This is a genomic window from Selenomonas sp. AE3005 (assembly GCF_000686945.1).
In the GTDB taxonomy this organism is placed as follows: domain Bacteria; phylum Bacillota; class Negativicutes; order Selenomonadales; family Selenomonadaceae; genus Selenomonas_A.
The window spans coordinates 24,586-50,438 of the sequence record NZ_JMME01000017.1; the positions used below are offsets into that span (position 1 = coordinate 24,586).

28 protein-coding genes are annotated in these 25,853 nt (G+C 50.6%); 5 read left to right on the top strand and 23 right to left on the bottom strand.

Annotation, left to right across the window (positions count from 1 at the left end):
• Window positions 1-12: 12 nt before the first annotated feature.
• On the top strand, window positions 13-795 hold the full coding sequence (locus DL94_RS0110465; RefSeq protein ID WP_028130105.1) for a PhzF family phenazine biosynthesis protein: 783 nt from the start codon (window positions 13-15) through the stop codon (window positions 793-795).
• A 160-nt stretch (window positions 796-955) separates the two neighbouring features.
• On the opposite strand, the gene DL94_RS0110470 is transcribed toward DL94_RS0110465, so the two are convergent.
• From DL94_RS0110470 to DL94_RS0110500, 6 genes are all read right to left on the bottom strand, one after another.
• Window positions 956-1,255, bottom strand: coding sequence for a hypothetical protein (locus tag DL94_RS0110470; protein WP_231464657.1), 300 nt, complete (start codon window positions 1,253-1,255; stop codon window positions 956-958).
• 39 nt (window positions 1,256-1,294) lie between these two features.
• Window positions 1,295-1,894 carry a DUF2284 domain-containing protein gene (locus tag DL94_RS0110475; protein WP_028130107.1) on the bottom strand — a complete coding sequence of 200 codons (600 nt, stop codon included), beginning with the start codon at window positions 1,892-1,894 and terminating at the stop codon, window positions 1,295-1,297.
• A gap of 20 nt (window positions 1,895-1,914) precedes the next feature.
• Window positions 1,915-2,238, bottom strand: coding sequence for a helix-turn-helix domain-containing protein (locus tag DL94_RS15370; RefSeq protein WP_051586419.1), 324 nt, complete (start codon window positions 2,236-2,238; stop codon window positions 1,915-1,917).
• Between the two features lie 33 nt (window positions 2,239-2,271).
• The gene (locus tag DL94_RS0110485) at window positions 2,272-2,748 is read right to left on the bottom strand and encodes an HD domain-containing protein (RefSeq protein WP_028130108.1); all 477 of its coding nucleotides are present in this window, start codon (window positions 2,746-2,748) and stop codon (window positions 2,272-2,274) included.
• 16 nt (window positions 2,749-2,764) lie between these two features.
• A complete protein-coding gene (locus DL94_RS0110490) occupies window positions 2,765-3,337 on the bottom strand; it encodes a cob(I)yrinic acid a,c-diamide adenosyltransferase (RefSeq protein WP_028130109.1) in 573 nt (190 codons plus the stop codon).
• Window positions 3,338-3,724: 387 nt separating this feature from the next.
• Window positions 3,725-3,907: a hypothetical protein gene (locus tag DL94_RS0110500; RefSeq protein WP_197020740.1), complete on the bottom strand. Its 183-nt coding sequence runs from the start codon at window positions 3,905-3,907 to the stop codon at window positions 3,725-3,727.
• 132 nt (window positions 3,908-4,039) lie between these two features.
• Between DL94_RS0110500 and DL94_RS0110505 the strand changes: the two genes are divergently transcribed.
• Together DL94_RS0110505 and DL94_RS0110510 are read left to right on the top strand one after the other, a co-directional pair.
• Window positions 4,040-4,672 carry a hypothetical protein gene (locus tag DL94_RS0110505; protein WP_231464654.1) on the top strand — a complete coding sequence of 211 codons (633 nt, stop codon included), beginning with the start codon at window positions 4,040-4,042 and terminating at the stop codon, window positions 4,670-4,672.
• Between the two features lie 15 nt (window positions 4,673-4,687).
• The gene (locus DL94_RS0110510) at window positions 4,688-5,302 is read left to right on the top strand and encodes a hypothetical protein (protein ID WP_028130113.1); all 615 of its coding nucleotides are present in this window, start codon (window positions 4,688-4,690) and stop codon (window positions 5,300-5,302) included.
• Between the two features lie 315 nt (window positions 5,303-5,617).
• Here DL94_RS0110510 and DL94_RS0110515 read toward each other — a convergent pair whose 3' ends face one another.
• The 12 genes from DL94_RS0110515 to DL94_RS0110570 form a co-directional block, all read right to left on the bottom strand.
• On the bottom strand, window positions 5,618-6,145 hold the full coding sequence (locus DL94_RS0110515; protein WP_028130114.1) for a hypothetical protein: 528 nt from the start codon (window positions 6,143-6,145) through the stop codon (window positions 5,618-5,620).
• A gap of 3 nt (window positions 6,146-6,148) precedes the next feature.
• A complete protein-coding gene (locus DL94_RS0110520) occupies window positions 6,149-6,982 on the bottom strand; it encodes a hypothetical protein (RefSeq protein ID WP_028130115.1) in 834 nt (277 codons plus the stop codon).
• 85 nt (window positions 6,983-7,067) lie between these two features.
• Window positions 7,068-7,754 (bottom strand): hypothetical protein, encoded by a 687-nt coding sequence (locus tag DL94_RS0110525; protein ID WP_156031805.1) that lies wholly within the window; start codon window positions 7,752-7,754, stop codon window positions 7,068-7,070.
• Between the two features lie 134 nt (window positions 7,755-7,888).
• On the bottom strand, window positions 7,889-9,508 hold the full coding sequence (gene pckA / locus DL94_RS0110530) for a phosphoenolpyruvate carboxykinase (ATP) (RefSeq protein ID WP_026760739.1): 1,620 nt from the start codon (window positions 9,506-9,508) through the stop codon (window positions 7,889-7,891).
• Window positions 9,509-9,724: 216 nt separating this feature from the next.
• Window positions 9,725-10,450: an NADH-quinone oxidoreductase subunit NuoB gene (gene nuoB / locus DL94_RS0110535; RefSeq protein WP_028130117.1), complete on the bottom strand. Its 726-nt coding sequence runs from the start codon at window positions 10,448-10,450 to the stop codon at window positions 9,725-9,727.
• Window positions 10,451-10,463: 13 nt separating this feature from the next.
• Window positions 10,464-11,996, bottom strand: coding sequence for a hydrogenase large subunit (locus DL94_RS0110540; RefSeq protein WP_028130118.1), 1,533 nt, complete (start codon window positions 11,994-11,996; stop codon window positions 10,464-10,466).
• A complete protein-coding gene (locus DL94_RS0110545; RefSeq protein ID WP_028130119.1) occupies window positions 11,996-13,480 on the bottom strand; it encodes a proton-conducting transporter transmembrane domain-containing protein in 1,485 nt (494 codons plus the stop codon). The genes DL94_RS0110540 and DL94_RS0110545 overlap by 1 nt, the downstream gene beginning before the upstream one ends.
• A 10-nt stretch (window positions 13,481-13,490) precedes the next feature.
• Window positions 13,491-14,117 carry a hydrogenase gene (locus tag DL94_RS0110550; RefSeq protein ID WP_028130120.1) on the bottom strand — a complete coding sequence of 209 codons (627 nt, stop codon included), beginning with the start codon at window positions 14,115-14,117 and terminating at the stop codon, window positions 13,491-13,493.
• Window positions 14,118-14,132: 15 nt separating this feature from the next.
• On the bottom strand, window positions 14,133-15,008 hold the full coding sequence (locus DL94_RS0110555) for a respiratory chain complex I subunit 1 family protein (protein ID WP_028130121.1): 876 nt from the start codon (window positions 15,006-15,008) through the stop codon (window positions 14,133-14,135).
• 1 nt (window position 15,009) lies between these two features.
• Entirely contained in the window at window positions 15,010-17,010 is a 2,001-nt protein-coding gene (locus DL94_RS0110560) for a proton-conducting transporter transmembrane domain-containing protein (protein ID WP_028130122.1), read from the bottom strand.
• 184 nt (window positions 17,011-17,194) lie between these two features.
• Window positions 17,195-17,389 (bottom strand): hypothetical protein, encoded by a 195-nt coding sequence (locus DL94_RS0110565; protein ID WP_156031808.1) that lies wholly within the window; start codon window positions 17,387-17,389, stop codon window positions 17,195-17,197.
• Entirely contained in the window at window positions 17,386-18,567 is a 1,182-nt protein-coding gene (locus tag DL94_RS0110570) for a type III PLP-dependent enzyme (RefSeq protein ID WP_028130124.1), read from the bottom strand. The genes DL94_RS0110565 and DL94_RS0110570 overlap by 4 nt, the downstream gene beginning before the upstream one ends.
• Window positions 18,568-18,831: 264 nt before the next feature.
• On the opposite strand from DL94_RS0110570, the gene rpmB reads away from it, so the two are divergent.
• A complete protein-coding gene (rpmB, locus tag DL94_RS0110575) occupies window positions 18,832-19,023 on the top strand; it encodes a 50S ribosomal protein L28 (RefSeq protein WP_014424781.1) in 192 nt (63 codons plus the stop codon).
• 135 nt (window positions 19,024-19,158) lie between these two features.
• On the top strand, window positions 19,159-20,142 hold the full coding sequence (locus DL94_RS0110580; protein ID WP_028130125.1) for a site-specific integrase: 984 nt from the start codon (window positions 19,159-19,161) through the stop codon (window positions 20,140-20,142).
• A 38-nt stretch (window positions 20,143-20,180) separates the two neighbouring features.
• On the opposite strand, the gene DL94_RS0110585 is transcribed toward DL94_RS0110580, so the two are convergent.
• From DL94_RS0110585 to infB, 5 genes are read right to left on the bottom strand one after another with little or no spacing between them, the layout of a single operon-like run.
• Window positions 20,181-21,104, bottom strand: a complete 924-nt coding sequence (locus DL94_RS0110585) for a bifunctional riboflavin kinase/FAD synthetase (RefSeq protein WP_028130126.1) — start codon at window positions 21,102-21,104, stop codon at window positions 20,181-20,183.
• Between the two features lie 10 nt (window positions 21,105-21,114).
• Window positions 21,115-22,014, bottom strand: coding sequence for a tRNA pseudouridine(55) synthase TruB (gene truB, locus DL94_RS0110590; RefSeq protein WP_028130127.1), 900 nt, complete (start codon window positions 22,012-22,014; stop codon window positions 21,115-21,117).
• Window positions 22,011-22,961 (bottom strand): DHH family phosphoesterase, encoded by a 951-nt coding sequence (locus DL94_RS0110595; RefSeq protein WP_028130128.1) that lies wholly within the window; start codon window positions 22,959-22,961, stop codon window positions 22,011-22,013. Before DL94_RS0110595 ends, truB begins: the two co-directional genes overlap by 4 nt.
• A gap of 4 nt (window positions 22,962-22,965) precedes the next feature.
• A complete protein-coding gene (gene rbfA, locus DL94_RS0110600) occupies window positions 22,966-23,346 on the bottom strand; it encodes a 30S ribosome-binding factor RbfA (protein WP_028130129.1) in 381 nt (126 codons plus the stop codon).
• 34 nt (window positions 23,347-23,380) lie between these two features.
• On the bottom strand, window positions 23,381-25,837 hold the full coding sequence (gene infB / locus DL94_RS0110605) for a translation initiation factor IF-2 (RefSeq protein ID WP_028130130.1): 2,457 nt from the start codon (window positions 25,835-25,837) through the stop codon (window positions 23,381-23,383).
• Window positions 25,838-25,853: the final 16 nt, after the last annotated feature.

The following is a 25,853-nucleotide window of genomic DNA, read 5'->3' on the forward strand; positions in this document are numbered from 1 at the left end:
AGGTATTTAAGTTTGAAACAATATATAGTTGATGCATTTACAGATAAGCCATTTTCGGGAAATCCAGCTGCAGTTTGTGTCATGGATGCTTGGCCATCCGATGAATCCATGATGAAATTGGCGATGGAAAACAACCTATCCGAAACTGCGTTTATCGTTAAGGAACAACAAGGATACCACCTTCGCTGGTTTACTCCAGGAACAGAAGTGGAGCTTTGCGGCCATGCCACTCTTGCTTCTGCGTTTGTCATTCTGAATTATTATAATCCGAACAGTGATGTTGTTCGATTCAACACAATGAGCGGTCTCTTGACCGTCAAACGTAACGAAGATATGTATGAGATGGATTTTCCACGATACGACTTGCAGGAAATTCCCGTTACAGATGATATGGAAGCCGCCTTTGGCATTCGCCCGAAAAAAGCAATCCTTGGACTGGATTTGATTTGTGTCTTTGAGACAGAGGACGATGTGCGTACAATGCATCCAAATCAGAAATTGCTGAAAAACATCGATGGACGCATCCAAAATGCTACGGCGATAGGATTGGAGTTTGATTGTGTTTCGAGAAGTTTTGCTCCTAAATTATCCATAGCCGAAGACCCTGTTTGCGGCTCAGCTCATTGCCAAATTGCAGATTATTGGGCATCACAAATGCAAAAATCTGTAATAAATGCTTATCAGGCATCCAAGCGAGGCGGCACTCTTCGCTGTGAAATTATGGAAAACCATAGGATTGCCATCAGTGGCTCTGCCGTAATTGTGGCAATTTCCGATATAATTGCCAAATTATAATATCCAAGCACCTCGGCTATCATACACGCTTTCCCCAATTTTCCTAATCCCAAAATTATTACCAACGCGCCAAAAAGGCTACCGCATGATGTAGAGACCCCCATAAGTTAGACCAAGAAATCTAACTTATGGGGGTCTCTACATAGCTCCCGGCGTTTTTTTATGACATCTTCTTATCCTGTTTCCGCGCATAGATATCTGTCGCGAAATCAATCATTTCTCCCCAGCTTCTAAACCGTGTAGTCTTGGCAACGTGCTTATCCATCTGTTCCTCGGGAAGATCCTCAAAATCCTGCTGAGATGTGATATGGAATCTTCCCCCTTGCAGGAATTTCTCGAAGCTGCGGTAGTTCGTATACTTACGCATGAATGATTTATCGAATAAGTCCTCAAAATCCACCGACTGCGGAATTGCCCCCGGCAGCTGGTAGTAACCTGTCAGTTTTACCAATGCTATCACCTCAGATTTTTTCTCTAACACACTGCCTGATCACAGGCATTATTTGATATCTGCTTTTATAGACAACCATATTTTCTCCGGCACCTCGTTCACCGTCATTATCCCATGAACCAAGGTGAAGTAGTCCGGCAGTCTGTCCCTGCACCACTGGATTTCTATTCCCAACATATCCTGGGTTATGGCACTCAGGTCGAAGCCAAAGGCATCCAGCGAATATCTCATCTTATCCGGCAACCTGCATGGCTGACCTGCTTTCCGGCTGCACTCTATGCACAAATTGCAGCCACCAGACGAAAGGGATATGCTTCCAGGAAGTTCCCTCTCAAGCTTGCGTAGTTTTTCTTCCATGCGCAGCTTCACTTCAGACACAATCCTCCAGCCCTGATCTTTTATTTTGTCTGCAGTATCAGCATCTTCTATCACATGGCGTTCCAGATTGATCTTAGCCCCCACCACATTTATCCATTCAAATCGGGATAAATAGACTTCCGAATCTATATCTAACGGCGGACAGCTCCAGACGGTATCGTACCTTGGGCACTCACGACAATATGCCATGTATTTTTCCTTATCCTGATATCTCTGCCGAAAGAGCTCCATTGGCATCTTATTTTTCCGATATTCCACCGAATAGTCCATGTCATCACCCCCAGCAGATTTTATGCCTGCTTGTCCGTCATGGCATCTACCACAATCTTCCGCGCCTCAGGCGAAAGCCTTTCGGCATCTTCTATAAGCTTCTGTTTAATCACTTCACTTTCTTCTTCCGTAAGCCCCAAAAATTCATCCACGCTCATTTTGTAGAAGCTGGCGAGCCGGGCAATATCCTCTGACTTAGGCAGCACCTTTCCGGCTTCCCATTTGTCATACTTGCCTAAGGTAATACCAACTCCCTTGGCAATTTCTTTTCTTGTGATGCCCTTGCTTCTTCTGATTTCCGGAAGCCTGCGCACAAAAAAGCTGGTTAATATTTTATTGACCATAAATGCTCCTCATCGTGAGTTTTTGCAAAAATTCTACTCCTGTACTGGCAGTCCGAATTCCTGCCTTAATGCCAGATAGCGTGTTAGCTCCTTTTCCTTGACCGGCTTTGCCAAATCGTTGAATGTATGATGCATGACATCTGCATCCTTCAGCACTTCAGCCAACGGCTCATCCCTCACCATTTTGTCATCATGATGGTATATAGCAGAGCATATAATGTCAATTTCCTTGGGCTTAGCCAAGGCATTTCGCAACAGAATTTCCTTCGCCATATCTGCCCCTCTATGCGCATGGTCATCATATGTTCCATTGACATAGGCTGCTATGTCATGCAGCATGGCGGCCATGCTGGCAAACTCCGAATCCTCGCCACGCTTTTCCGCTATCACTGTAGCGGCGAGGGAAACGCCATAAAGGTGCGCATAGGCACTTTCCAGCTTTTCCACATCCGTTATGCTTTCGCGCAGTTTACTGCCAACTACTTTTCTAAGTTCTTTTATCCTGCTCATTCCGCTCTCCTCCTCATCAACACTCTATCCCCTTACGCGCCTCGACACCTTTCGTATAGTAGTGCTTAACTTCCTTCATTTCTGTAACCAGGTCAGCCCGCTCAATCAGCCAATCTGGAGCACATCTTCCGGTAATCACCAGTTCCGTATTCTCTGGCGCCTTTTCCAGCAGTTCCTCAACATCACTTCTGCCTATCAGCCCAAAATGCAATGCCATATTGAGTTCATCCAGAATTATCAGCCCGTAATCCCCCGAAGATACTGCTCTTGTCACTTCAACAAAGCCATCTTTTATAAGTTCAACATAATCCTGCGGAGGTTTCCCCTTCGGAAAAATCACTACGCTGTCTCCCAGCTTATCCCGCAGCTCATTACTTAAAGTTCCTTCTTCCGCAACAAAAAACGGCTTACCACTGGTTCTTAAAATAAGTTCAGGCGCAAAGCCCTGAAGAATCTTCTGCTCACTATAGGCCAGGCTTTTCATAAATTGCATGATATAAACTTTCCTGCCTGCCCCTAATGCCCGGATGGCAAGTCCCATAGCCGCTGTGGTCTTTCCTTTGCCATTCCCTGTATAGACCTGAAGCATCACACATTCCTCCGGATTAGCTCTGCCGCTTTGATTTTCTTATGCCGGTACCTTTTTCTGCCCTTTGTTATTTCGCCATAATCTATGCTTTTCCTTCAATATCTTTTCCGCATCCACAAACGGCCTGCCCCAATAAGGAACGCCACAGGCAGCTATGGCAAAGATATACGGAGATTCCAGTATCGTGCTCAACCTGCAACGGCAAGCCAAAGTAATGCATAGGAAATACAAATCCCACGCATTCTGCATTGACCTGCGGCTTATCTTCCTGCATAGCTTCTACAATCGACCTTATCTCTACATCATTGACCGCTTTCTACAATTCCCGCGCCACATACAACGAGTTACCCGTTGCCGAGTAATAGTAAATTACCGTGCTGATTTTCTTCACCCCATTTTGTTGTTTGATTTTACGACGCCAGCCTTTGCCATCTTGTCGGCATTCTTGAAGCCATGCCCCTCCGCATGCTCCTGAGTATTCATATTTACCCATACACCACAGATAGAACAAATTCCACTGCTCCATCGGGACGGAGATTTTTTTCTTGATTTTTTGGGTCTTGTTTCCATACATCAACCCCCTATACATTACAAACCATTACAAGTAAAATTTTTTCCTCCGTTCATATCTGATATACTTAAAGGAATCTTGGCTTTGTAGTCGAATCACTATATAGGTTTATGATTCTTCATTTTTAGGAGGTGCTTGAATTGAAAAAACTGTTACTTAGTTGTTTCTTGTTAATGGCCTGCCTATTTGGCATCCCACAGGCGGTCTCTGCGCAGGAAACAGGATTCCTGACACCCGGTGAATCCACATTTCTCTATTTGGATACCCGCGTACTCAATGAAACCTATGATAATGAGGCCATTAAGTTCATCCTCCAGCGAGATGGCGTACTGCGACTCATGAGCCGTAACGGAACTCGTGACTATCTCTCATTCACCGCTTATGATGGTGATAATGCTGGAATCGGCTATAAAATCCGCAAAATATACACGACCTTTCCCAGCATGCAATTCTTCGAAATAATTGCTGACGTAGGTGCTCATGCCAAAAACTGTGGCTATTGGATTATCGGTAAGAAAGATGGTCAATGGGTTACTTACGTCTCCATTGATAGTCTTGCGGCCATGGGGTATACGCCCGGCGAATGGCATCAAATCAGCACAGCACTAAACAACGATGCAACTGGCCGCTTCATTCTCACCAGTAGGCATGAATATATGCCCCCTGGTGCTCAATATGGCTACCAGCGCAAATTCGCTGTTGACCTTCAGCTCCAGCTTTTCTGGGATCAAAATGCACAATGGTTTGGTATCCGCAGGCTCTGATAAGGATGTGATTATATGAGTCGAACACATATGAAAATCCCCTTCTTACTTATGGCTATCCTATTTTTAACTGCAACATATGTATTAGCTGCGGAAATTCCTGCAAACTATACGGTATGGGATAGAATGCCAGCTGAAGCTGCAGTCAACGTAAAACTAAAAGTCCAAGCTCCCGTAACTCTCTATGCAGCCCCCAGGAGCAGCAATGTAAGCGGTACAATTTCTGTCAATGAAGTCGTTGATCGCATTTCTTGCGTGGTCTATACTCACCCCAATCGTCATGCAGTCAAAGTACTGAAAGCCACCAAGGCTTATAAGTATCAAAACTCATCTAGTCCACAGTTCATCACGCTTTATCCCGGCACAATCATTCATCTGCTCCAGTATACTGGCGAAGGAACATATCTTGGCTTATGGAACGGACAGCTGCTCTGGTGGCTGGAGGGGTACAATATTTCAGGATTCACCACTGCAAACGCCAATTCCCCATGGGGCGTTTATATTGGCGAGGCAACCACTGCCGATTTAGGCATTGATTTTTGGATGTGCCTCAGAAAGTCAGATGGCACTGTTGGATGGGCTCATCCCTCAGACTATCCCAAAGGAACTTTCAATCAATACTGGAAATAATACCACAAGGGACCTAAACCTCCTGAATTTTCGAGGTAAGGTCCCTATTTCTATATCACTACAACCTGACCATATCATCTTGATAAAAATAACCGAGAATAAGGGCTTAGCCCCCCTTTCTCGATTTTCTATTTTCATTGCTATTCCGATGACTGATATACTTCTCCACTTAGTTAGCCAGGCTTCTGTTCCACAATAATGTTTTTGTTTTTTGCTCGGTCAGTGGAACGTCAGGCTCACAGTCAGCATGCATGAACCAGTAGATTTGGCCGTTTACTTCAATTTCTGTATACAGTGGAAGCTGTTCTATCAGCTTCAGCCAGCATCAAAATCCACATTGGCGCCCCGGTATTTGCTGACATCAGCGGATTTCAAATCCTTTTGATAGGGATTGTCCTCGTTGTAGTAGCGAATCTGGGTGGAGGTTTCACCGCCGGAGATATAGGTTCGGCCACATTCCGGGCAGACATCTGTCTTTAGGCGCACACTGGCCCTTACCACTTCCCCATTGCCCAATTCCGCCTTTTGGTAGGCGTTGGATACATGTTCCTGTTCGTGACTCATAACGACCGAAGCGGCACTGTTGGGGTCAATATGCCCTGCTGCCTTGAACGAAACCATCTCATTGGAGCCATCCTGATATTTGCGGTTCTTACAGGTTTCACATTCCCCGGGACTAGATTTGCGGCCATTTACATTCTGGTCTTTCTCCTCTTCCTGCGGGGAAGAAACGCTGTCTGCTTCATACCCAGCATTTTCTTTCCCATATTCTCTGTAACTGCCATAGTTGTCATATCGTTCATAAGGCGAGCTGAAACCCGCGCCAATTCTCATATCTGCCATGATTTACACATCCTTCCCTGTTCCAATATCGATTACCTCACCCACTTCTCCATCCAGAGAAACCGTCATCTGAGTTTCGACGTCAGGCATGGGCATTTCTTCCACGCTGTAATCCTTCGGCTCGGCTTCCCGTGCCCGGGCTTCCTCGTTGTCGGCGGAAATCTTTTCATCATCCTTGTCGTCCCGCTTACGGCGGTGCTGTTCCAAAGCCGCGGCACTCTTTGCCATGGCGTAGAGGTCTTTGTTAAACTCCATCAGTTCCTTTTCATCGGCAGGGGAAACTTTGCGGCCATGCATGATGCGGGATGCGGTTTGCATGGCGCGGCTCATCTTGTCGTTGGCTTCTTTCATAGCGTCACTGTTCTGGCGGGCATTGGCCGCTTCGTGGAGCAGGAAGTTATGCAGGGAAACGCCCTCCTTCATATCCTGAATCTGTTTGCTCGTGGCCAGCAGCTGCTTCTTCACATCATCGGAAAGGTCAATCCGCTGACCTTCGACCTCGATATAGCCCTGCTTCACCGCCCGGCTGACCATAGCTGCATTCCCAAAACGGATGACAAATTTATTGCTGTCACCTTGACGGGAAACGGAATAATCAATCCGCGGGGCTTCCTCCGTCTGTTCACGGACAGCCTGCTCATCTGCCCGCTGCAGTTCATAACCAGCTGCGGAAATATCCACCTTATCCTCAGCTGCTGAACGCTTAACCTGCTGTTCTGCATTGGGAGCGGGAACGGTCACGCCGTCCGTCTTGATTCGCTCATTGAGTTTCTTCGCCGTGGGCTGGCTGGTATAATAGTCCAGCTCCTGCCTGGTCAAGTTTTTCAAGATACGCATTGCCTTATCCTCCCTGATGAAAGTCCTCAATCATCCTTATTGGTATATCGGATAAAAGCCCGTGTGCCTTAATGATTTTTTTCAGTTACTTCTCCAGCGCTAAAAAGTCGTGGCCGTCTTCACCGAACAGCTTTTTTCTAAGCATGGGGATAATGGACAGCCAGCCCATCAGCATGAATACACCGATTACCGGCATCAGCATAAGTATGCGGATGGTTTCCCGAAAGGGTCTGCCCTGTTTGCATTCGTGCTGGAGCAAGCGCCATAATAAATAAAACAGCAACAGATGTTTTATCTGATACAGTGTTGCATTATCTATTCCCGGCACTCCTACACAGCCGGCCACATTCATCAGGATACTTATTCCAAAACAAGCGGCAAGATACTTTAGAAAATCTTTGTACCTTAAAAATATTTTCAGATGTTTTCGATTGGCAAAGATGGTAATAACGGCGCCAAACAACATAGGCATAAATCCGAAATAAGCTATCAGCGGCGCCATTAAGGCAACACTGCTGGCAGCACAAAGCCAAAGGCGGATAATAAAATGAAGGGCTCTGCTTTTCCAGGCTGTTTGCAGGAGTACGATATAAATTACTGTCCATAAAACAAATTTGACTACCCGCATGAGGTTCATAGCATCTGCATCTGCTAAGATGATGGCGATATAGGCACAAATATTTGCAATTATGGACAGTTTTATCAGCCAGATATATTTTTCATAGCGTTCTTCTTCTGTGGGAAATCTTTTCTCAAAACTTAATGTCATCATACTCCCTGCCTTTCACAAAATTCTCTGAGAAAGTATAGCACGCCTGCATTAGATTTCCCTTAAAATTGACTTGTCAAATGTCAAAAAAAGACCATCGCACGGTAAAAATGCGATGGTCTTTCTATTATGCAATCTTAGAGCTGCGGGCCAGCAGCAACAAGAGCCTTACCTGCTTCATTGTTCTTCGTGTATTTGTCGAAGTTCTTGATGAAACGCTGAGCAAGGTCTTTAGCCTTTTCTTCCCATTCAGCCGGGTTAGCATAAGTATCCTTCGGGTCGAGAATGTTCGTGTCAACGCCCTCAAGTTCCGTCGGTACTTCGAGGTTGAAGAACGGAATCTTCTTGGTCGGAGCTTTCTTGATAGCGCCGCTATGGATAGCATCGATGATGCCGCGGGTATCTTTGATGGAGATACGCTTGCCGGAACCATTCCAGCCCGTGTTCACGAGGTATGCCTTCGTGCCGTTAGCTTCCATCTTCTTAACGAGTTCTTCAGCATACTTGGTCGGATGCAGTTCGAGGAATGCCTGACCAAAGCAAGCGGAGAAGGTCGGCGTCGGTTCGGTGATACCGCGTTCCGTACCAGCCAGTTTAGCCGTGAAACCGGAGAGGAAGTAGTACTTCGTCTGTTCCGGAGTCAGGATGGAAACCGGCGGCAGTACGCCGAAAGCATCAGCGGACAGGAAGATAACGCTCTTGGCTGCCGGAGCTGCGCTCTTATCATTTACAAAGCCCTTAACAGTGCCTTTGATGTGGTCGATAGGATAGGATACACGGGTGTTTTCCGTGATGGTCTTATCAGCGAAATCAATCGTGCCCTTTTCATCAAGAGTTACGTTCTCGAGCAGAGCGTTACGTTTGATAGCGCCATAGATGTCTGGCTCGGATTCCATGTCAAGATTGATAACCTTAGCATAGCAGCCGCCTTCGAAGTTGAATACGCCTTCATCATCCCAGCCATGTTCATCGTCACCAATCAGCAGACGTTTCGGGTCCGTGGACAGGGTGGTTTTACCCGTGCCGGAGAGGCCGAAGAAGATAGCCGTGTTCTGGCCCTGCTTGTCCGTGTTGGCGGAGCAATGCATAGCAGCAATGCCTTTGAGCGGCAGGAAGTAGTTCATCATGGAGAACATACCCTTCTTCATTTCACCGCCGTACCAGGTGTTGATGATAACCTGTTCACGGCTCGTGAGGTTGAATACAACTGCCGTTTCGGAATGGAGGCCCAGTTCCTTGTAGTTTTCTACCTTAGCCTTGGAAGCGTTGTAAACAACGAAGTCCGGCTTGAAGTTAGCCAGTTCTTCTTCCGTCGGCTGAATGAACATATTCGTTACGAAATGAGCCTGCCAAGCAACTTCCACGATGAAACGTACAGCCATGCGCGTGTCTTTGTTGGCACCACAGAAAGCATCTACTACGTAGAGTTTCTTGTTGGAGAGTTCTTTCTTGGCGATTTCTTTCAGAGCGTTCCAGGTTTCCGGCGTAGCTCTGTGGTTATCGTTGTGATAATCCTCAGAATCCCACCAAACAGTGTCATGGGAAGTCTCATCGTCAACGATGAATTTATCTTTAGGAGAACGGCCAGTGAAGATACCGGTCTTGACGTTTACGGCGCCCAGCTCGGAAACCTGACCCTGTTCATATCCAGTTAAGCCTTCTTTAGTTTCTTCTTCAAAAAGCGTCTTATAGGACGGATTGTGGAGAATTTCAGTCGTACCAGTGATACCATACTGGCTAAGATCGATGTTTGCCATTTTACATTCAACCTCTTTCATAAAAAGATACTTTGCAGATTGAGAAGCTTTTCACTTTTTGTTTCTCACCACGCGTATTATATTAGCTTATTTTTCCATAAATGTCAACTATTTTCTGTTCAAATTTAAATAATGTTATTTATTGGAATTGTCTGTCAGTGATAAGAAAAAGAAAAAACTGCCCTACAATATTACAGGGCAGTTTGTCGTATTTTCTTACATTTTTGCTTTCAGCATATCAGCTGCCGCGAGCAGGCCGGCAATCATCGCCGCCGGACGCGGCGGACAGCCAGGGATATAAATATCGACCGGCACTACCTTGTCGGCAGCCCCGACAATAGCGTAACTTTCGCCGTAGGTATTGCCGCCGGCAGCACAGGCACCGCATGCCATGACGAGGCGTGGCTCGGGCATGGCATCATAAGACATTTTCAGCGCCTGTTCCAAATTGCGTGTCACTACACCAGTAACCATAAGCAGGTCAGCATGGCGCGGTGACGCGTCAACATGAACACCAAAGCGGTGCAGGTCATAAACCGGATTGGACATGGCTCCCATTTCAAAGTCACAGGCATTGCAGGAGCCGGCGTCCAAGTGGCGCACATGCAGGCTGCGGCCAAGTTTTTGCTTGATGGCCGCGGCCGTTACTTCAGCCGCCGTTTCCGTGAGTACGGGCATGGCATCGCTGTTTTCATGCTTAATTGCCCCCATCGCCTTAGCTACACAGGCACCGCAGAAAAGGCAGCGCCGGTAGTCAATAGTATAACCGGCCTCGTTTTCAGCCGGCTGAAAGGCACCAACCGGACATGCAGCGGCACAGGCTGCCCGCAAATTCTGCGGACAGCTGCCGGTTATCTTTCCCCGATAACGCTCACTGCCGCTGAAAGACAGTTCTTCGGTAGCGATTTTATCTTTTAACAGTCGTTCTATTACCTTAAACATGATACTCTCCTAATCAGCGGTCTATACAAGCATAGCAAAGCTCAAAGCTCTTGTTTATCAACGGGAAGTCAGGAATGATATCCCCCTGTACGGCGATAGTCACAGCCGGCCAGTTGGGATAGGAGGCGCTGCGGACAAAAATACGGTCGATTCGGCCATCAATAAGGGCTGCATAGTGGAAATCACTGCCCCGGGCCGATTCGCTGATTCCCCAGCCCTCGCCGCTGACATTTGACCAGTCAATATTGACGGTCAAATCTGACTCGTCAGCTGACTGGTCAAGTTTGGCCAGTAAAGCCTTAACCAAGGCAAAGGACTCGCGCAGTTCCCGAATGCGTACGGCCAATCTGGCAGCCACATCACCGCTCGTTTCCGTAATCAGCTGGAAGTCAAGTTCCGGATATACACCATAGGCAAAGTCCTTGCGGCTGTCATGGGCAAAGCCGGAGGCTCTGGCCCCCACCCCTACCATAGCTAAGTCCACAGCTGTGGTTTTGCGCACCGTTCCCGTCGTGCGGATACGGTTTTGGAAATTGGCCTGCTGCGCAAACATTGCGTCGAGGTCAGCCACATTCTGTGCGGCTTTCTCCAGCGCCGCCGTGACAGCGTCTGCCAAAGCCGGCGTAATATCCTTAGCTACGCCGCCGGGCACGATGACACCGCGCAGGAAACGATTGCCGGCCAGCTGTTCCTGCAGGCGCATGAGCAATTCCTTCGTGCGGCCGCCCAAACTGATAGCCGGATTGAAACCTACACCGGCCGGAATATTGCCGAGGTCACCGACATGGTTGGTTATGCGCTCCACTTCCGCCAGCAGCGTGCGGATGATTTCCGCCCGGCGCGGAACTTTTACGCCGGCAATTTTTTCCACAGCCTGGCAATAGCTCCAGGTGTTGGCCACGGAGCAGGCACCGCAAATGCGTTCCACAATTGGCAGCGCCTCTGTTACGGTTTTACCCTCCATCACCTTTTCCAGGCCGCGATGAGTGTAAAAGAGACGGGCGTCCAGCTGCAGCATGGATTCACCAGCCTGACTGAAACGGAAATGTCCCGGCTCTATGATACCGGCATGAATTGGCCCTACCGGAACTTCAAAGAGTCCCTCGCCGCGTGCCACAGCCATGTCCATACGACGCTGGCCGCGCACCTGTGCCGTCTTGTCGACTTTTTTACGCAGGGGATAATAACCTTCCGGGAAGGTATCATGAAGTACCAACGGACGCGGGTCCGGGTGTCCCTGGGGCACAATGCCAAACATATCCTGAATTTCCCGTTCATACCAGGCCGCAGCCGGGATAAGCGGCGTCAGGGATTCATAGCACAGGGATTCCCCCGGCTCAAAGATGGCCTTTACCGCCTCCAGCCTATGCTCGGCCAGGTTTTCAAAGACCACATAGATAGCATAGCCCTGTACGTCAGGATTTTCTGATTCGTCACGGCCAAACATCGCTGTCAAGGGATTTTTGCCACCGTTGGACAGGATATTTGCCGTCCCCTTCAGGGCCTTGGGTTTGACAGTCTTAAGCTGCCATATTGCCTCTGCCATTAGTGTACACCTCCCAGGACAATCTGTGCCGCTGCCGTCAGAATAGTGCCGACATACGGAATTTCATAAGCAAAAGCACTGATAAGGCCGCTGCCTGCCAGCATGATGATGAGCACCGTCATATCCAGACGGCCCAGCAGTTCGCCGGCCGATTTGCGGCTCGGTCTGCCGCCGAGCATACGCATGGCATGGTAAAGAATACCAAAGAGCATGCCAGCCAGGAAAAGCAGCGCCATAATACCCAGATACGGGTGATTATTTTCAAAGAACGACGCGATGATAAAGAACTTACTGAAGAATACACCCATGGGCGGCATACCTAAAATGCCCACAATGCCCAGCAGCCAGAACATCGCTGTCCGCGGTGCCTGCTGCATCATGCCATGAATGCGCATCATGTTTTTTGTGGCATACGTTTCCATAATCGTCCCTGCCGTATAGAACAGCATGTACTTAACGAGTGCATGGTTGAACATGTGCAGCAGGGAGGCCTCAGCAGCCAGCGGCATAAACAGGCCAAAGCCGGCAGCCAGCAGGCCGAAGTTTTCCATGGAGGAATAAGCCAGCATACGCTTTACATCGCGCTGCACCACCACAAATGGTACAGCCAGAGCAATGGTAAAGAGGCCAAAGTAGATATACATATTGCTGATAAAATCTATGCCTACAGCCGGCATTAAAACAGCCGTAGCACGCAGCAGCACGTACAGGGCACAGATACAGAGCGCCCCGGAAAGCAGGCCGCTGGTCAGGGCCGGGGCCTCGGAATGAGCGTCCGGCAGCCAGGCATGCATCGGCGCCAGGCCAATTTTCGTACCATAGCCCACAAACAGAAAGCAAAAGGCCATCTTAGCCACATCAGGGTCCAGCATCACAGCGTGTTCACTAAGGAACTCCCAGTTAAGGGGTGCTGTGTCGCCCAAGGCCTGCAGCTGGCCATAATAAACGATAATCGTACCTAAGAGTGCCAGACAGATGCCTACGGTGCAGACCATTACATACTTCCAGGCTGCCTCTAAAGATGTACGGGTAAATTTAAACGCTACAAGCAGCGCCGAAACGAGCGTAGTGGCCTCAATCGTCACCCACATCAGTCCCAGGCTGTCCACCGTCACCACCAGCATCATCGTCCAGACAAAAAGATGGGACAACGCGTAAAAACGGCCTTCCAAATGCGTAAACCGGCGCAGGTAACCATAGCGGATATTGGTGTCACGTTCCAGATAGGCCTTGCTGGTCCAGGCAAAGGCCATATACAAAAGGCCGATGATGAACAGCATCCACAGGCTGAACGCGTCTACCATAAAATAGTTCAGACGCAGGGGCTCGGCCGGAACAAAATGCGCCCCTAAGGACAATATACAGCCAAAGACGGCACAGGCCGTCAGTCTGTCAGCCCAGTGCAGTACAGACAGACTGAGCACATTGCTGGCTGCCACCATGGCAAAGATGGGTGGCAGTGCCAAAATATAATATAATTCCATTACTACTGCCTCACCCTTTCAACTTTTTCATAACCGTGGTATCCGTGGTCATAAAGGACAGGCTCATACGGTTGGTCAGAATGACGAGCACGACGACCGCGATGAGCACGTCGAGGAATACACCGAGCTCCACCACGAGCGGCAGGCCCTGCGTGATAATCAGGCCGAGCAGGTAAATCCCGTTTTCCAGCGTGATAAGACCACACATCTGCAAAATAGCGCGGCGGCGCATTACCATCAGAGCCAGCCCCGTCATAATCATCATGATGGTCGCGGCAAAAATATCCCTGGCGATTGGTGCCAGCATGAAACGCCCGGCCAGAATATAGCCCAGCACCAAAAAGGCTGCCGCGGCCAGCGTCGCATAGTTTACATTTATATTGGAAAAAATCTCCCGGTCATCGGTGATTTTATCGATTAAGCGCAGCATCGTGCCCGGAATGAAAATGACTTTAACACCAATCGTCAGCAGGCAGGGCACCAGCGCATGCCAAAGGCCATGATTGAGCCCCACCACTATGCAGGCACTGGCAATAAGTCCCGACTGAATCATAAGGCAGACAACTGAGCGGCGCAATTCCATTACCCTTGTTTGCATAACAACCACAAACAGGAGCAGAACTACTATATATTCCACTTACTTACTCCTTTCTTACTGAGCAATAAAAGCTACCGCCAGCATGACGACAGCTGCCGACAGATACACGCGTACTTTAAACAGGCGCATTTTGTTGTTCAGCGTTTCCACCAGACCGATAAGCACGGCACTCAGCAGCACCTTCACGGCTATCGGCAGCGGCAGGGGCATGTAGAGCGCCCCAAAGAGCACCAGAAAGGAAAGAATCTTTAACATGCTGCCCCAATGTATAAAGGTCAGCAGGCGTCCCGAATACTCCAGCGTCATGCACTCATGAATCATGGTCAGTTCCAGATGGGTGTCCGGGTTATCCACCGGCAGACGGCTGTTTTCCGCCAGCATGACCAGGAAAAAGGCCACGCCTGCCATTACTGCCGGCACAGTAAAGTAAAAGGCATTGTAGTCAATGACCATCTGCGATAAAGTTGTGGAACCGTAACGCGCGGCATTGACGAGAATGGCCAGCATGACCGCCGGTTCCACCAGTACGGAAATATAGATTTCGCGGGAACCGCCCATGCCGCCAAACGCCGTAGCAGAATCCATGGAACCCAAAGTCATAAAGAACCGGCCCAAAGCCAGAATATATACAAAGACAAAGGCGTCACCAAGACGCAGGCCGTTTTGTAAAAGGCCCGGCAGCATCATGGCTGCCATTATGCTGGTGGCCAGGTACACCACCGGTGCTGCCAAAAACACCCAGCTGCAATACTTGGTAACGATGACAGGTTTCTGCCACCACTTCCACAGGTCAAAGTATTCCTGAAATACACTGGCCCCCTGCCGTTTCTGCAGGATTGCTTTGGTCTTGTTGATAATCCCAACAATCAGCGGTGCCAGACACAGCAACAGTACAGCCTGACCGGCTGCTATCATTATATCCATTACCATATCACATCGCCCCCCAAAGAAGAACCACTACCATAGCCAGCATAGTGTAACCGATATACAGGCGCACACTGCCCTGCTGCAGCTTGCGCAGGATTTCTGCACTGCGAATCAGAACATGCTGCACCGGACGATAGAGCCTGTCCGTAAACTGGTCAGGAATCTGCAGATTATACTGCAGCTTGCGCCCAAAATATGCATGCTCACGCTGCAGAAATACGCGTTCCCGGCGCGGTTTCAGAATGAAATCGAAAGCCCGGCGCAAAGGCTTGGAAAAGCCTGTTGCCGTGTACTGCTGGCGGCGGGTAGGTTCCGTACCGCAGTTCCAGGTAACGTCCTGCGTGACCACGATTTTCCGGCTGATTAAAGCAGCGCACAGCAGCGCTATCAGCACACCGGCCAGCAGCAGAATCAGCCAGGGGCTGAACAGGGCTACAGACTGACCGCCGTCCCACCAGATACCCAGGAAATTACCCCCGGGCATGGCCTCGCCATCAACCAGCAGGACATTACGCATAATATTGACCAACGGTGCCGGCATTACACCGACGATGATGATGGCCACAGCCTCAATCCCCATGCCCAGCAGCATGGAAAAAGGCATTTCATGTGCTTTTAAGACAAGTCCGGAACGGCGGCGTCCCAGGAAGGCCACGCCGTAAAGCCGTACAAAGCAGCCGAGGGCCAATGCCCCCGTCAGGCCCAACAGAACGAAAGCAAAAATTACGAGCAGGCGCAGCTCTGTGGAGGCAGCCTGAAACGCCAGCGTCATCATGCTCTGCAGTGTCAGCCACTCCCCTGCCAGGCCGGCCGTAAAGGGCAGCGAGGCCAGGGACATGGAACCCACGAAGGTAAAAGCCGCCGTCCAGGGCATTTTCTCCGCCAGCGCGCCCAGCTTTTCGATATTGCGTGTGCCCGTAGCGTGCATAACCGAACCGGCACTCATAAAGAGCAGGCATTTCATCAGGCTGTGGGCCACAGAATGCACCAGCACAGCCGTGAACGCTACCATGGCCAGACGGCTGTGCCCCAGGGCCGTAAGTACCATACCGCAGCCAAAGGCCGCAAAGATAATGCCCATATTCTCCACGGAGGAATAGGCCAGAATACGTTTCATATCCTTTTCCATGGACGCGTACAGCACGCCCAGGAAAGCTGACAGCAGACCGATGACCATAACCACCAGACCGTAGCCGAGCACCTCAGCGCCGATAAACTCAAAGACAAAGCGGCCAAAACCATAAACCGCCACCTTCAGCATAACGCCGCTCATCAATGCTGACACATGACTCGGGGCTGCCGGATGAGCATTGGGCAGCCAGACATGCAGCGGCATAAGACCGGACTTCAAAGCAAAACCGGCAAAAGCGCAGCCAAAGGCCAGGTGCTGCAAAGGCAGCGTCAGTTCGCTATGTGCCAAATCCTTGAAAGCAAAACTGTCCGCCCCACCGCCTAAAATATAGAAGGCAATTAAAATGGCCGCCGTGCCGATATGCGTCATTACCATGTACTGGTAAGCAGCATGCACCACCTGTTTTTTCTCGCTCTCGTGATTCACGAGCAGGAAGGACACCAGAGCCATAACTTCCCAGGCGAGGATAAAGGTAAAGGCGTCACCGGCCAGCACCACCATTACCATGGAGCCGATAAAGAGGTTCCACAGGCCGGCCAGCTGACGGATACGGCTGCCCAGATAACCACGGCCGTAACCGATACCATAAATGCTGACGGCCGCACCGGACAGGCCGATAATCAGCAAAAAGGCCGCGCTCCAGCTGTCCAGCACCAGCGAATACCGCCCCAGCTGCCAAATTGTATCATTATAAATAGGCATTCCCCAGCCGGCCTGACCTAAAAACTGGCACGCCACCCATAGCACCATAAGACTGGCACCCGTGGCCAGCCACATGGCCGTATAGTGTGCGGCAAGTTCTAAGCGCTTGGGCCAGATAATTGCCAAAGTTCCCAAGGCATAAAGCCCCAGGGCTGTAATCAATAATTCCATACCTGCCTCCCAAAATATTTTTAAATAAATGCAGTAACTTCGCTATTATACTCCAAACACCGCCCTCTGAAAAGGGTTAAGCAAAAAAAAGACTTGTATCACCTCTTACATGGTAAGCGGCTGCCAATAGTAAAGGAGGCCGGCGGTTATCAAGCCGCGGCCTCCTTTTAATATACTGTTTAAGTTATTCCTGCTCAGCGTCTGCCTGCATGGCAGTGATACCCTGCTGAAACTCCTCCATTGTCAGCGTGAAGTAATCAAGCTCCTGCAGAATAGCATAGACTTCCTGCTGGGATTTGGCCTGGTCCAGCCGTTCCTCCAAAGACTCTTCCGTCAGCGCATGAAAGAGCATGTGTTTTATCTCTGCAATATCCATCATACCGCCGCCTTATCTGCCTGTTCATCATCAGGCTGCATACGGTCCGCATACTCCGGCTCGTCTTCAAAAATAATCGTTGGTGCCAGATAAAAGCCGTTAAACCGCGTTGCACTGACGCTGGTATAAGCGCCCATCTCCGTGACCAGAACCTTGTCCCCGATTTTAAGCTCCGGCGTCATAAAGTCACGATAAAGCACATCAATACCATCACAGCTCGGACCGCCGAACGTTGCCGGCGTCTTTTTCCCCTTGCCAAAGCAGTGCAGCGGATATGTCCAATGGTCGTACATAATACCCGAAAAGCAGCCGTAAATCCCTTCGTCCAAAATATACCAGGGCTGTGCGCCGCGCTTTTTGGTGCCGATGACAGACGTCACCAGGTTTACAGCCGTACCGCACATATAACGGCCCGGTTCCGTCCATACCGCGGTATCGGGGAACAGACGGTCAATCTGCTTGTTGATGGCCTCCATCATCGCGGCCAAATCTACATTAAGACCTTCGGCTGCGGGGACAGGGAAACCGCCGCCAATGTCCAAATCCGTCAGCTGCATGCCCATTTCTGCAGCATCATCAAAGAGCTTGCGTGCCACCAGCAGCGCCTCTTCATAGGCGGCCGTAGACAGAGACTGGCTGCCCACGTGAAAACAGATACCAATGGCATGCAGGCCGGCAGCCTGTGCCTTTTGTAACAGCCCCAGAGCCTCTTCCACCGGCGCACCAAATTTTGTATTTAAATCGACCAGGGCTTTATTATTGCGTACCGCAATCCGCACCAGTACGTCCGCACCGGGCACAGCCGCAGCCATCTTATCTATTTCTGATTCATCGTCAAAGGTAAAGCGGTGCACGCCAAAAGCCGCCGCGGCTTTAAGTCCTGCCCTGTCCTTTACCGGATTGGCATATATCATCTGTTCACCGCCGACCCCGAGCTCATGGAGGATTTCCATTTCCCCGGCAGACGCCACATCAAAGTGAGAACCCAGTGCCGCCAATTTTTGCAGCACCTGCGGTGTCGGATTGGCCTTCATTGCGTAATACACCCCTGCCCTTGGCAGATGACGGCGCATAAACTGGTAGTTCTCCTCAACTTTGTCCAGCGATGCCACCAAAAACGGTGTCGGATAACGCTCAGCCAGCGTATTCATTTCTTTCTCTGTCAATCTGAAGTTTTTCATAACACAACCCATTCCGTATTTTATTTGAGATTAGGACCTAACCTTATCCCATAGTCGTATTTTATTATAAATTTATCTATTATACAATATAAAATAGTAATAAAAACCCGATTTGCACCATTGATTGCACCTTCTGCAAGATTTTCGGAAATAAATTTCGGCCTGTCAAGTAAAAATACTTGCACCCCCTGCCTTTTTATGTTAGAATACCATTATTGTGTGTTAGGAGTGTTAGTGCTCCCACAGGTTAAGGAGGTGTAACACATGGCAAGTGTTTGCGAAATCTGCGCAAAAGGCGAACTGTCTGGCAACAATGTCAGCCATTCCCACCTGAAGACGAGACGTACTTGGAAGCCGAACATCCAGCGTGTACGCGCTGTTGTTGAAGGCGAAGTAAAACGTGTAAACGTCTGCACGCGTTGCCTGCGTTCTGGTAAGGTTCAGCGTGCCCTTTAATTTGCGCATAAATATCACCAAAAGCTGATATATCATAAAATAACCCTATCGCGGTTGGCGGTAGGGTTATTTTATTGCTTTTAGCCACGGAAATGTTGTATTATATGTATATATTTTTACGAAAGACGGACGCCTATGAACACTAAAGATAATTTCATGCTGGTAAAGAACCAGCGCGTGGCTGCCAATCAACGGCTCTCAGCCAAGGCCAAACGCCGGCTGGAAAAGGCCAAGGCCGACAATACACTCAAAGCCTATGCCTGCGACTGGAACGATTTTGCTGACTGGTGTCAGTATCACGGGGAACGCGACCTGCCTGCAGCCCCGGAAACCATTGTCAACTACATAAACGACCTGGCAGATGATGCCAAGGCCAACACCGTTTCGCGGCGCATTACGGCCATTTCCGAAAACCATATTGCCGCCGGTTACGGCAAAAACAACCCGGCCAAGGACGGCATGGTACGCGCCGCCATGGCCGCCATACGCCGCGAAAAGGGAACCTTCCAGCGTGGCAAGTCCCCCATTCTCATGGAAACCCTCTACCTGCTGGCCGATTGTTTCGACGAAGAAAGCCTGACCGGCCTGCGCGACAAAGCGCTCATTTTTCTGGGTTTTGCCGGGGCGTTCCGCCGGTCAGAACTCGTAAGTGTCCAACGCGAGGAACTTACCTTCACCACGCAGGGGCTTGTCATCTTCATTCCCAAGGCCAAAGGAGACCAGCTGGGGCATGGTTCCAACATTGCCATTCCCTATGCGCCTGACCCGGAAATCTGCGCCGTACGGGCCCTGCAAAAATATCTTGATGCCGCCCGTATTTCACATGGCCCCATCTTCCGCCCCATCACCAAGGCGCAAAGCCTGCGTGATGTGCAGTTATCCGACAAGTCCGTGGCCTTGATTGTCAAGAAATACGCCGGTCTGGCCGGACTTGACCCCCGGCAGTTTGCCGGGCACAGCCTGCGCCGCGGCTTTGCCACCAGTGCTGCCCAGCATGATATCGACGCCCTGACCATCATGCGGCAGACACGTCACAAATCCGAAAAAATGGTCCATCGCTACATCGAACAGGGCAATATCTTTAAAGACAATGCGCTCAGCCGCATGTATAAGAAATAAAAATGCTGTGCAAGCTACTAAAGCCTGCACAGCATTTTTCAGTATTGCCAGTAGTTCCTGGCCTTTTCTTTATCTTTTTTTATCTGTCTGACGAGCTGTTCCACACCATCGAATTTCACTTCGTCACGGAGTTTTGCCAAAAACTCCACGGCGATAAGCATGTCGTAGATATTGCCGCTGAACGCGTCGATATTCACTTCAATGCGGCGGTTACAGCCCTTGAAGGTGGGATTATTGCCGATATTGGCCACGCCGTTATAATGCTTTCCCTGATAGGTTACGCCCACAGCATAAACCCCATTGGGCAGCATGACGCGCTGCTCGCTGATAGCCAGGTTAGCCGTTGGAAAGCCGATAACTCTCCCCCGTTCGTCACCATGAATGACGCGTTCTATCACCGTAAAAGGATAGCCTAAAAAGTCACTGGCCGTCTGCAAATCACCCTCAGACAGCAGTTTGCGGATACGCGTGGAGCTGACCGGCCGGCCATCACGCAGAACAGCCGGGCAAATTTCGGCCGTAAAGCCGTATTCCAGCCCCGAACGCATTAGCATTCGCTGCGTGCCCTTGCCCTTGTTGCCAAAGGTATAGTTTGGGCCTGTCACCACATAATAAGGTGCCAGATTCTGCCGCAAAAGCTCCAAAAACTCCTCCGGCCGGCGGCTGGCAAATTCCTTGGTAAAAGGAATAGAGATTAGTATATCTACCCCCAGCTCCGCCAGACGCTGTTCACGCAGGCTGTTATTGCCTATCTGTGGCGGCAGGGCCTGCGGTGCCAACACCGACAAAGGGTGATTGCTGAAGGTAAAGACCACTGACCGGCCGTCAATTGTACGGGCCAGTTCCACCGCACGGCGGATAATGCTCTGATGGCCGATATGCACGCCGTCAAACATGCCCAAGGCCACCGTCAGACGGGGATATTTTTTTGTCAAATCTGTCAGTTTGTTATATACTTCCATGATTTTCCGTTCACCGCCCTATTACCTTCACCGGGAAAAGTTCTGCCTTTTCCGCATCATAGCGGCCAATACCGATAAAGTGCCCATCAGCATAAACACGCAGGGCCGGCGTCTCCGCCGTAAAGTTCCGTACGGTACTGGAAAGGCCGTTGCAAAACGCCTTTTCCCGCTTAGGATTTAAATCAAAACGCTGCATACCGCTCAGGAACTCATCAGGCGGCAACAGGGCTGATGCCCCCTGCGCTGCCAGTTCTTCCAAGGTCAGCGCCTGCTCAGCCGAAAAATCTCCCACGCGCCGTCTGAGCAGAAAAGCCATGGTAGCCGGAACCGACAGCGCCGTGCCGATATCCTGACACAGGCTGCGAATATAGGTTCCCTTGCTGCAATCCACATCAATGAGCATGGTATCACCTGCGTAGCGCAGGAGCTGCAGGCGGTGAATCATGACCTCACGCTTGGGAATCTCCACCGTCTGACCGGCCCGCAGCAGGTCGCAGGCCCGGCGGCCATTGATTTTAATGGCCGAATGCGCCGGCGGCCGTTGGGTGATTTTCCCCTGAAACCTGGCTAAAGCATTCTCCAGCGTTGACAGGTCAAATTTGGGCAGGTCAGTCTGACAAGTCAAAACCTTACCCGTATCATCACCGCTGTCAGTGGCAATGCCCAGCCGCACCTCAGCGCGGTAGGTCTTGTCAGCCATCTCCATGTACTCGATAAGCCGGGTTGCCGTGCCCACAGCTACCGGCAATACACCGGCAGCCGCCGGGTCCAGGGTGCCGGCATGCCCTACCTTTTTCGTATGGAGCACGCGGCGCACATAGCCCACCACATCATGAGAGCTCATGCCGGGAGGTTTTAAGATATTCAAAAAACCGCTTAGTACCGGACCTGCCGGTGCCGCAGCCGTCACGATTCAGCCTCCAGCACCTGCATAATGGCGTTTATGAGCTCCATCCGTGCCTCGGCGCAATTTTTTTCAATGGTACAGCCAGCGGCACGCACATGACCGCCGCCGCCAAACTGCAGGGCAATCTTCGTTACATCAAGTCCCTTGGAACGCAGGCTTACACGGCAGAGATTTGGTTCCTTTTCCTTCAGAGTGAAAGCAATATCCACGCCCTCAATCACGCGCACCATGCCGATAAGCCCCTCGGGGGCGTCGTATTCCTGCATTGTCGCATAATCCAGGCAGGCACCGGCCACGCGGCCGCCGGCCAGCAGTTCAATTTTCTGCATGCCGACAGCCAGACTCTGCACCTCGGCAAAAGGCCGCTGCTCCAACGCCTCGGAAATGAGATTGGGTTCAGCGCCCCAGGCCAGCAGGTCAGCTGCCGCCAGCATAGTTTTGGGCGTAGCATTGGAGAATCTGAACCAGCCCGTATCTGTAGCCAGTCCCATATAAAGGCACATGGCCATATCGCGGTTGCCATCGACACCCAGTTCACCAATCAACTGATAAATTATTTCTGCAGCGGCGGCTGCCTTTCCATCGAGATAGAGCTTAGCGGCCTGACCGTCATTGGTAACATGATGGTCAATATTAAGGACAGGGGCTGTGCAAAGCTCAGCCACCCTGCCAATCCTGTCCAGACTCACATCTACTGCCACCAGCAGGTCAGCAGGAATGTTTTGTCCGTCCACAGGTTTCCCTATAAGCTCATATCCCGGCAGCACAGAAAATGCTGCCGGGATATCATCATCGATGAAAACCTGCACGTCTTTGCCCAAAGCCCGCAGCGCATGTGCCAGGCCCAGCGAACTCCCAATGGCATCGCCATCGGGATTCACATGAGCGGTGATGACAATACGCTGTTTAGCTTTCAGCTCCGCTGCCGTTTCCTTCAATGAAATTTGCATATATTTACTCCTCAGAGGCTGCCCCGGTGTCTTTGGCACCTTCTTCAGCCTTGATTTTTAAGAGCAGTTCCTGGATATGCGCACTGTAATCCAGCGACTTATCCAAAGCAAAGCTCAATTCCGGGGTAACACGCAGGCGAATACGCTTGCCGATTTCCCGGCGGATAAAGCCCAGGGAGCTGTTAAGTCCTTTCCAGCAGTCCTCAACCTGCTTTTCACTGCCCATCAGACTCACATATACTTTGGCCTCGCGCAAATCTCCCGTGCATTCCACGGAAGTTACGGTAACAAAACCAATACGGGGATCTTTGAGCTCCCTTAAGATAATCTGGCTGATTTCCTGTTTCATCAGCTCCTGCACTTTTTCCACACGCAGCTGTCCCACAGTCACGCACCTCCTTCTACTTTTATCTCAGTCATTATTCCTCGTTTTCTTTGGCTGCCCGGGCCTCGGCCTCTGCCTGACGCTTTCTGGCGGCCTCTTTGTTGGCCTCGTTGATATCCGTGGCAATTTCTTCCATAGTATAGGCCTCGATGATATCGCCTTCCTTGAAATCACGGTAATCGATAATGGAAATACCGCATTCGTAACCGGCAGCTACTTCCTTCACCTCATCCTTGAAACGGCGCAGGGAGTCGATTTCACCATCGAACACTTCGATATTGTCGCGGATAATACGAATCTTGGAGTTGTTGTGAATCTTGCCTTCGAGAACGTAGGAACCGGCAACCAGTGCCTTGGAGAATTTCATGACCTGACGGATTTCTACGCGGCCCTGAATAACTTCCTTGTACTTCGGCTTAAGCATACCGCTCATAGCGTCCTTAACATCGTTAAGGGCGTCATAGATAACGCGGTAAGTACGGATATCTACATCTTCGGTGTCAGCTACACGGCGCGCATTGGCGTCCGGACGGACGTTGAACGCGATGATGATAGCGTTGGCAGCGGAGGCCAGCATAACGTCGGATTCGTTTACAGCACCTACGCCGGAATGCACAACGCTGACGCGGACTTCGTCGTTCTTGTTGAGCTTTAAGAGCGAACCGCAGAGAGCCTCGACAGAACCCTGTACGTCGGCCTTAACCACGATGTTAAGGTCTTTGATTTCGCCTTCCTGAATCTGATGGAACAGGTCATCGAGGGAAACCTTCTTGCTCTTGATGAGGTTGGTGCGCTGACGTTCTACGCGGGCCTCAGCAATAGAACGGGCCTGTTTTTCTTCGAGTACGGCCAGAATATCACCGGCGGCCGGTACATCGTTCAGACCGAGAATCTCAACCGGCACGGACGGACCAGCCTTCTTGACGTTGTTGCCACGGTCGTCCACCATAGCGCGGACCTTACCATAGGTCGTACCGCAGACTACGGAATCACCGATACGCAGGGTACCGTTCTGTACGAGTACCGTTGCTACCGTACCACGGCCCTTATCGAGTTTAGCCTCGATGATTACACCACGGGCGTCGCGGTTCGGGTTGGCTTTGAGTTCTTCGACTTCAGCCACGAGCAGGACGTTTTCCAGAAGGTCATCAATACCAATCTGCTGCTTGGCCGATACCGGAACCATAATGGTGTCGCCGCCGTACTCTTCCGGTACGAGGCCATGTTCCATGAGTTCCTGTTTCACACGGTCCGGATTAGCACCCGGCTTATCAATCTTGTTGACAGCCACGATAATGGGCACGTTAGCGGACTTGGCATGGTTGATAGCCTCGATGGTCTGCGGCATAACACCGTCATCAGCAGCCACTACGAGGATAGCGATATCCGTAATCTGGGCACCACGGGCACGCATAGCCGTGAACGCCTCATGGCCCGGCGTATCGAGGAATACAATCTTCTTGCCCTTGCAGTTTACCTGATAAGCACCGATGTGCTGGGTAATACCGCCGGCCTCGTGTGCCGATACATGCGTGTTGCGGATACTGTCGAGCAGGGAGGTCTTACCATGGTCAACATGGCCCATAACGGTAACCACCGGCGGACGCAGTTTCAAGGACTTCGGGTCATCCTCGATTTCGGGGATTTCCGTCGGGTCTGCATCAGGTGGCAATTCTTCACAGGTAACACCGAACTCGGAGGCTACGAGAGCAGCCGTATCATAGTCGATTTCCTGGTTGATGGTAGCCATTACACCCATCATAAAGAGTTTCTTCACCACTTCAGCGGCGGTGTAGCTCATCTTGGAGGCCAGGTCCTTAACGGCAATCATTTCCGGCAGCTTGATGTGTTTCGGACGGGCGATTTCCATCTTCGGTGCCGGCTGCTGGCCGCCGCGCTTGTTGTTACGGCCCTTGCCGCCACGGCGGTCATTACGGCCGCCATTGCGTTCATTACGGTCGTTGCGGTCGTTTCTGTCATTACGGCCGCCCCGGTCGTTCTTGCCGCCACGACGCTCATTTCTGTCATTGCGCTCATTACGGTCGTTGCGCTCGTTTTTGTTGCGGTCATTGCGGCTGCCACGCTCTACTCTGTCGCTGTTGCGGTCGCTGCGTTCAACACGCTCGCTGCGGTCATTTCTGTCATTGCTGCGCTCGCTGCGTGCCGGACGGTCATTATGACCTTCGCTTTTGGGCGCACTCTTGCGCTGGCTGTCACCATTATGATGATTCTTTTCCCCAGCCGGTTTCTTCGGAGCTGCGTCCTTTACCTGTACCTGCTCCTGGGCTTTCGGTTTGACTTCTTTGGCCGGAGCCTTGGCTGCCGGTTTCGTATCTTTATTATAATGCTTCATCAGGGCCTCACGTTCTGCCTCCCCAACGCTGCTAAAATTATTCTTTACAGCGAAATTAGCCTTACGCAGTACTTCTAAGACTTCTTTCGTTTCTTTATTGAATTCTTTGGCCAATTCATAAACTCTCATATTGGACATCAATCCACCCCCGAAT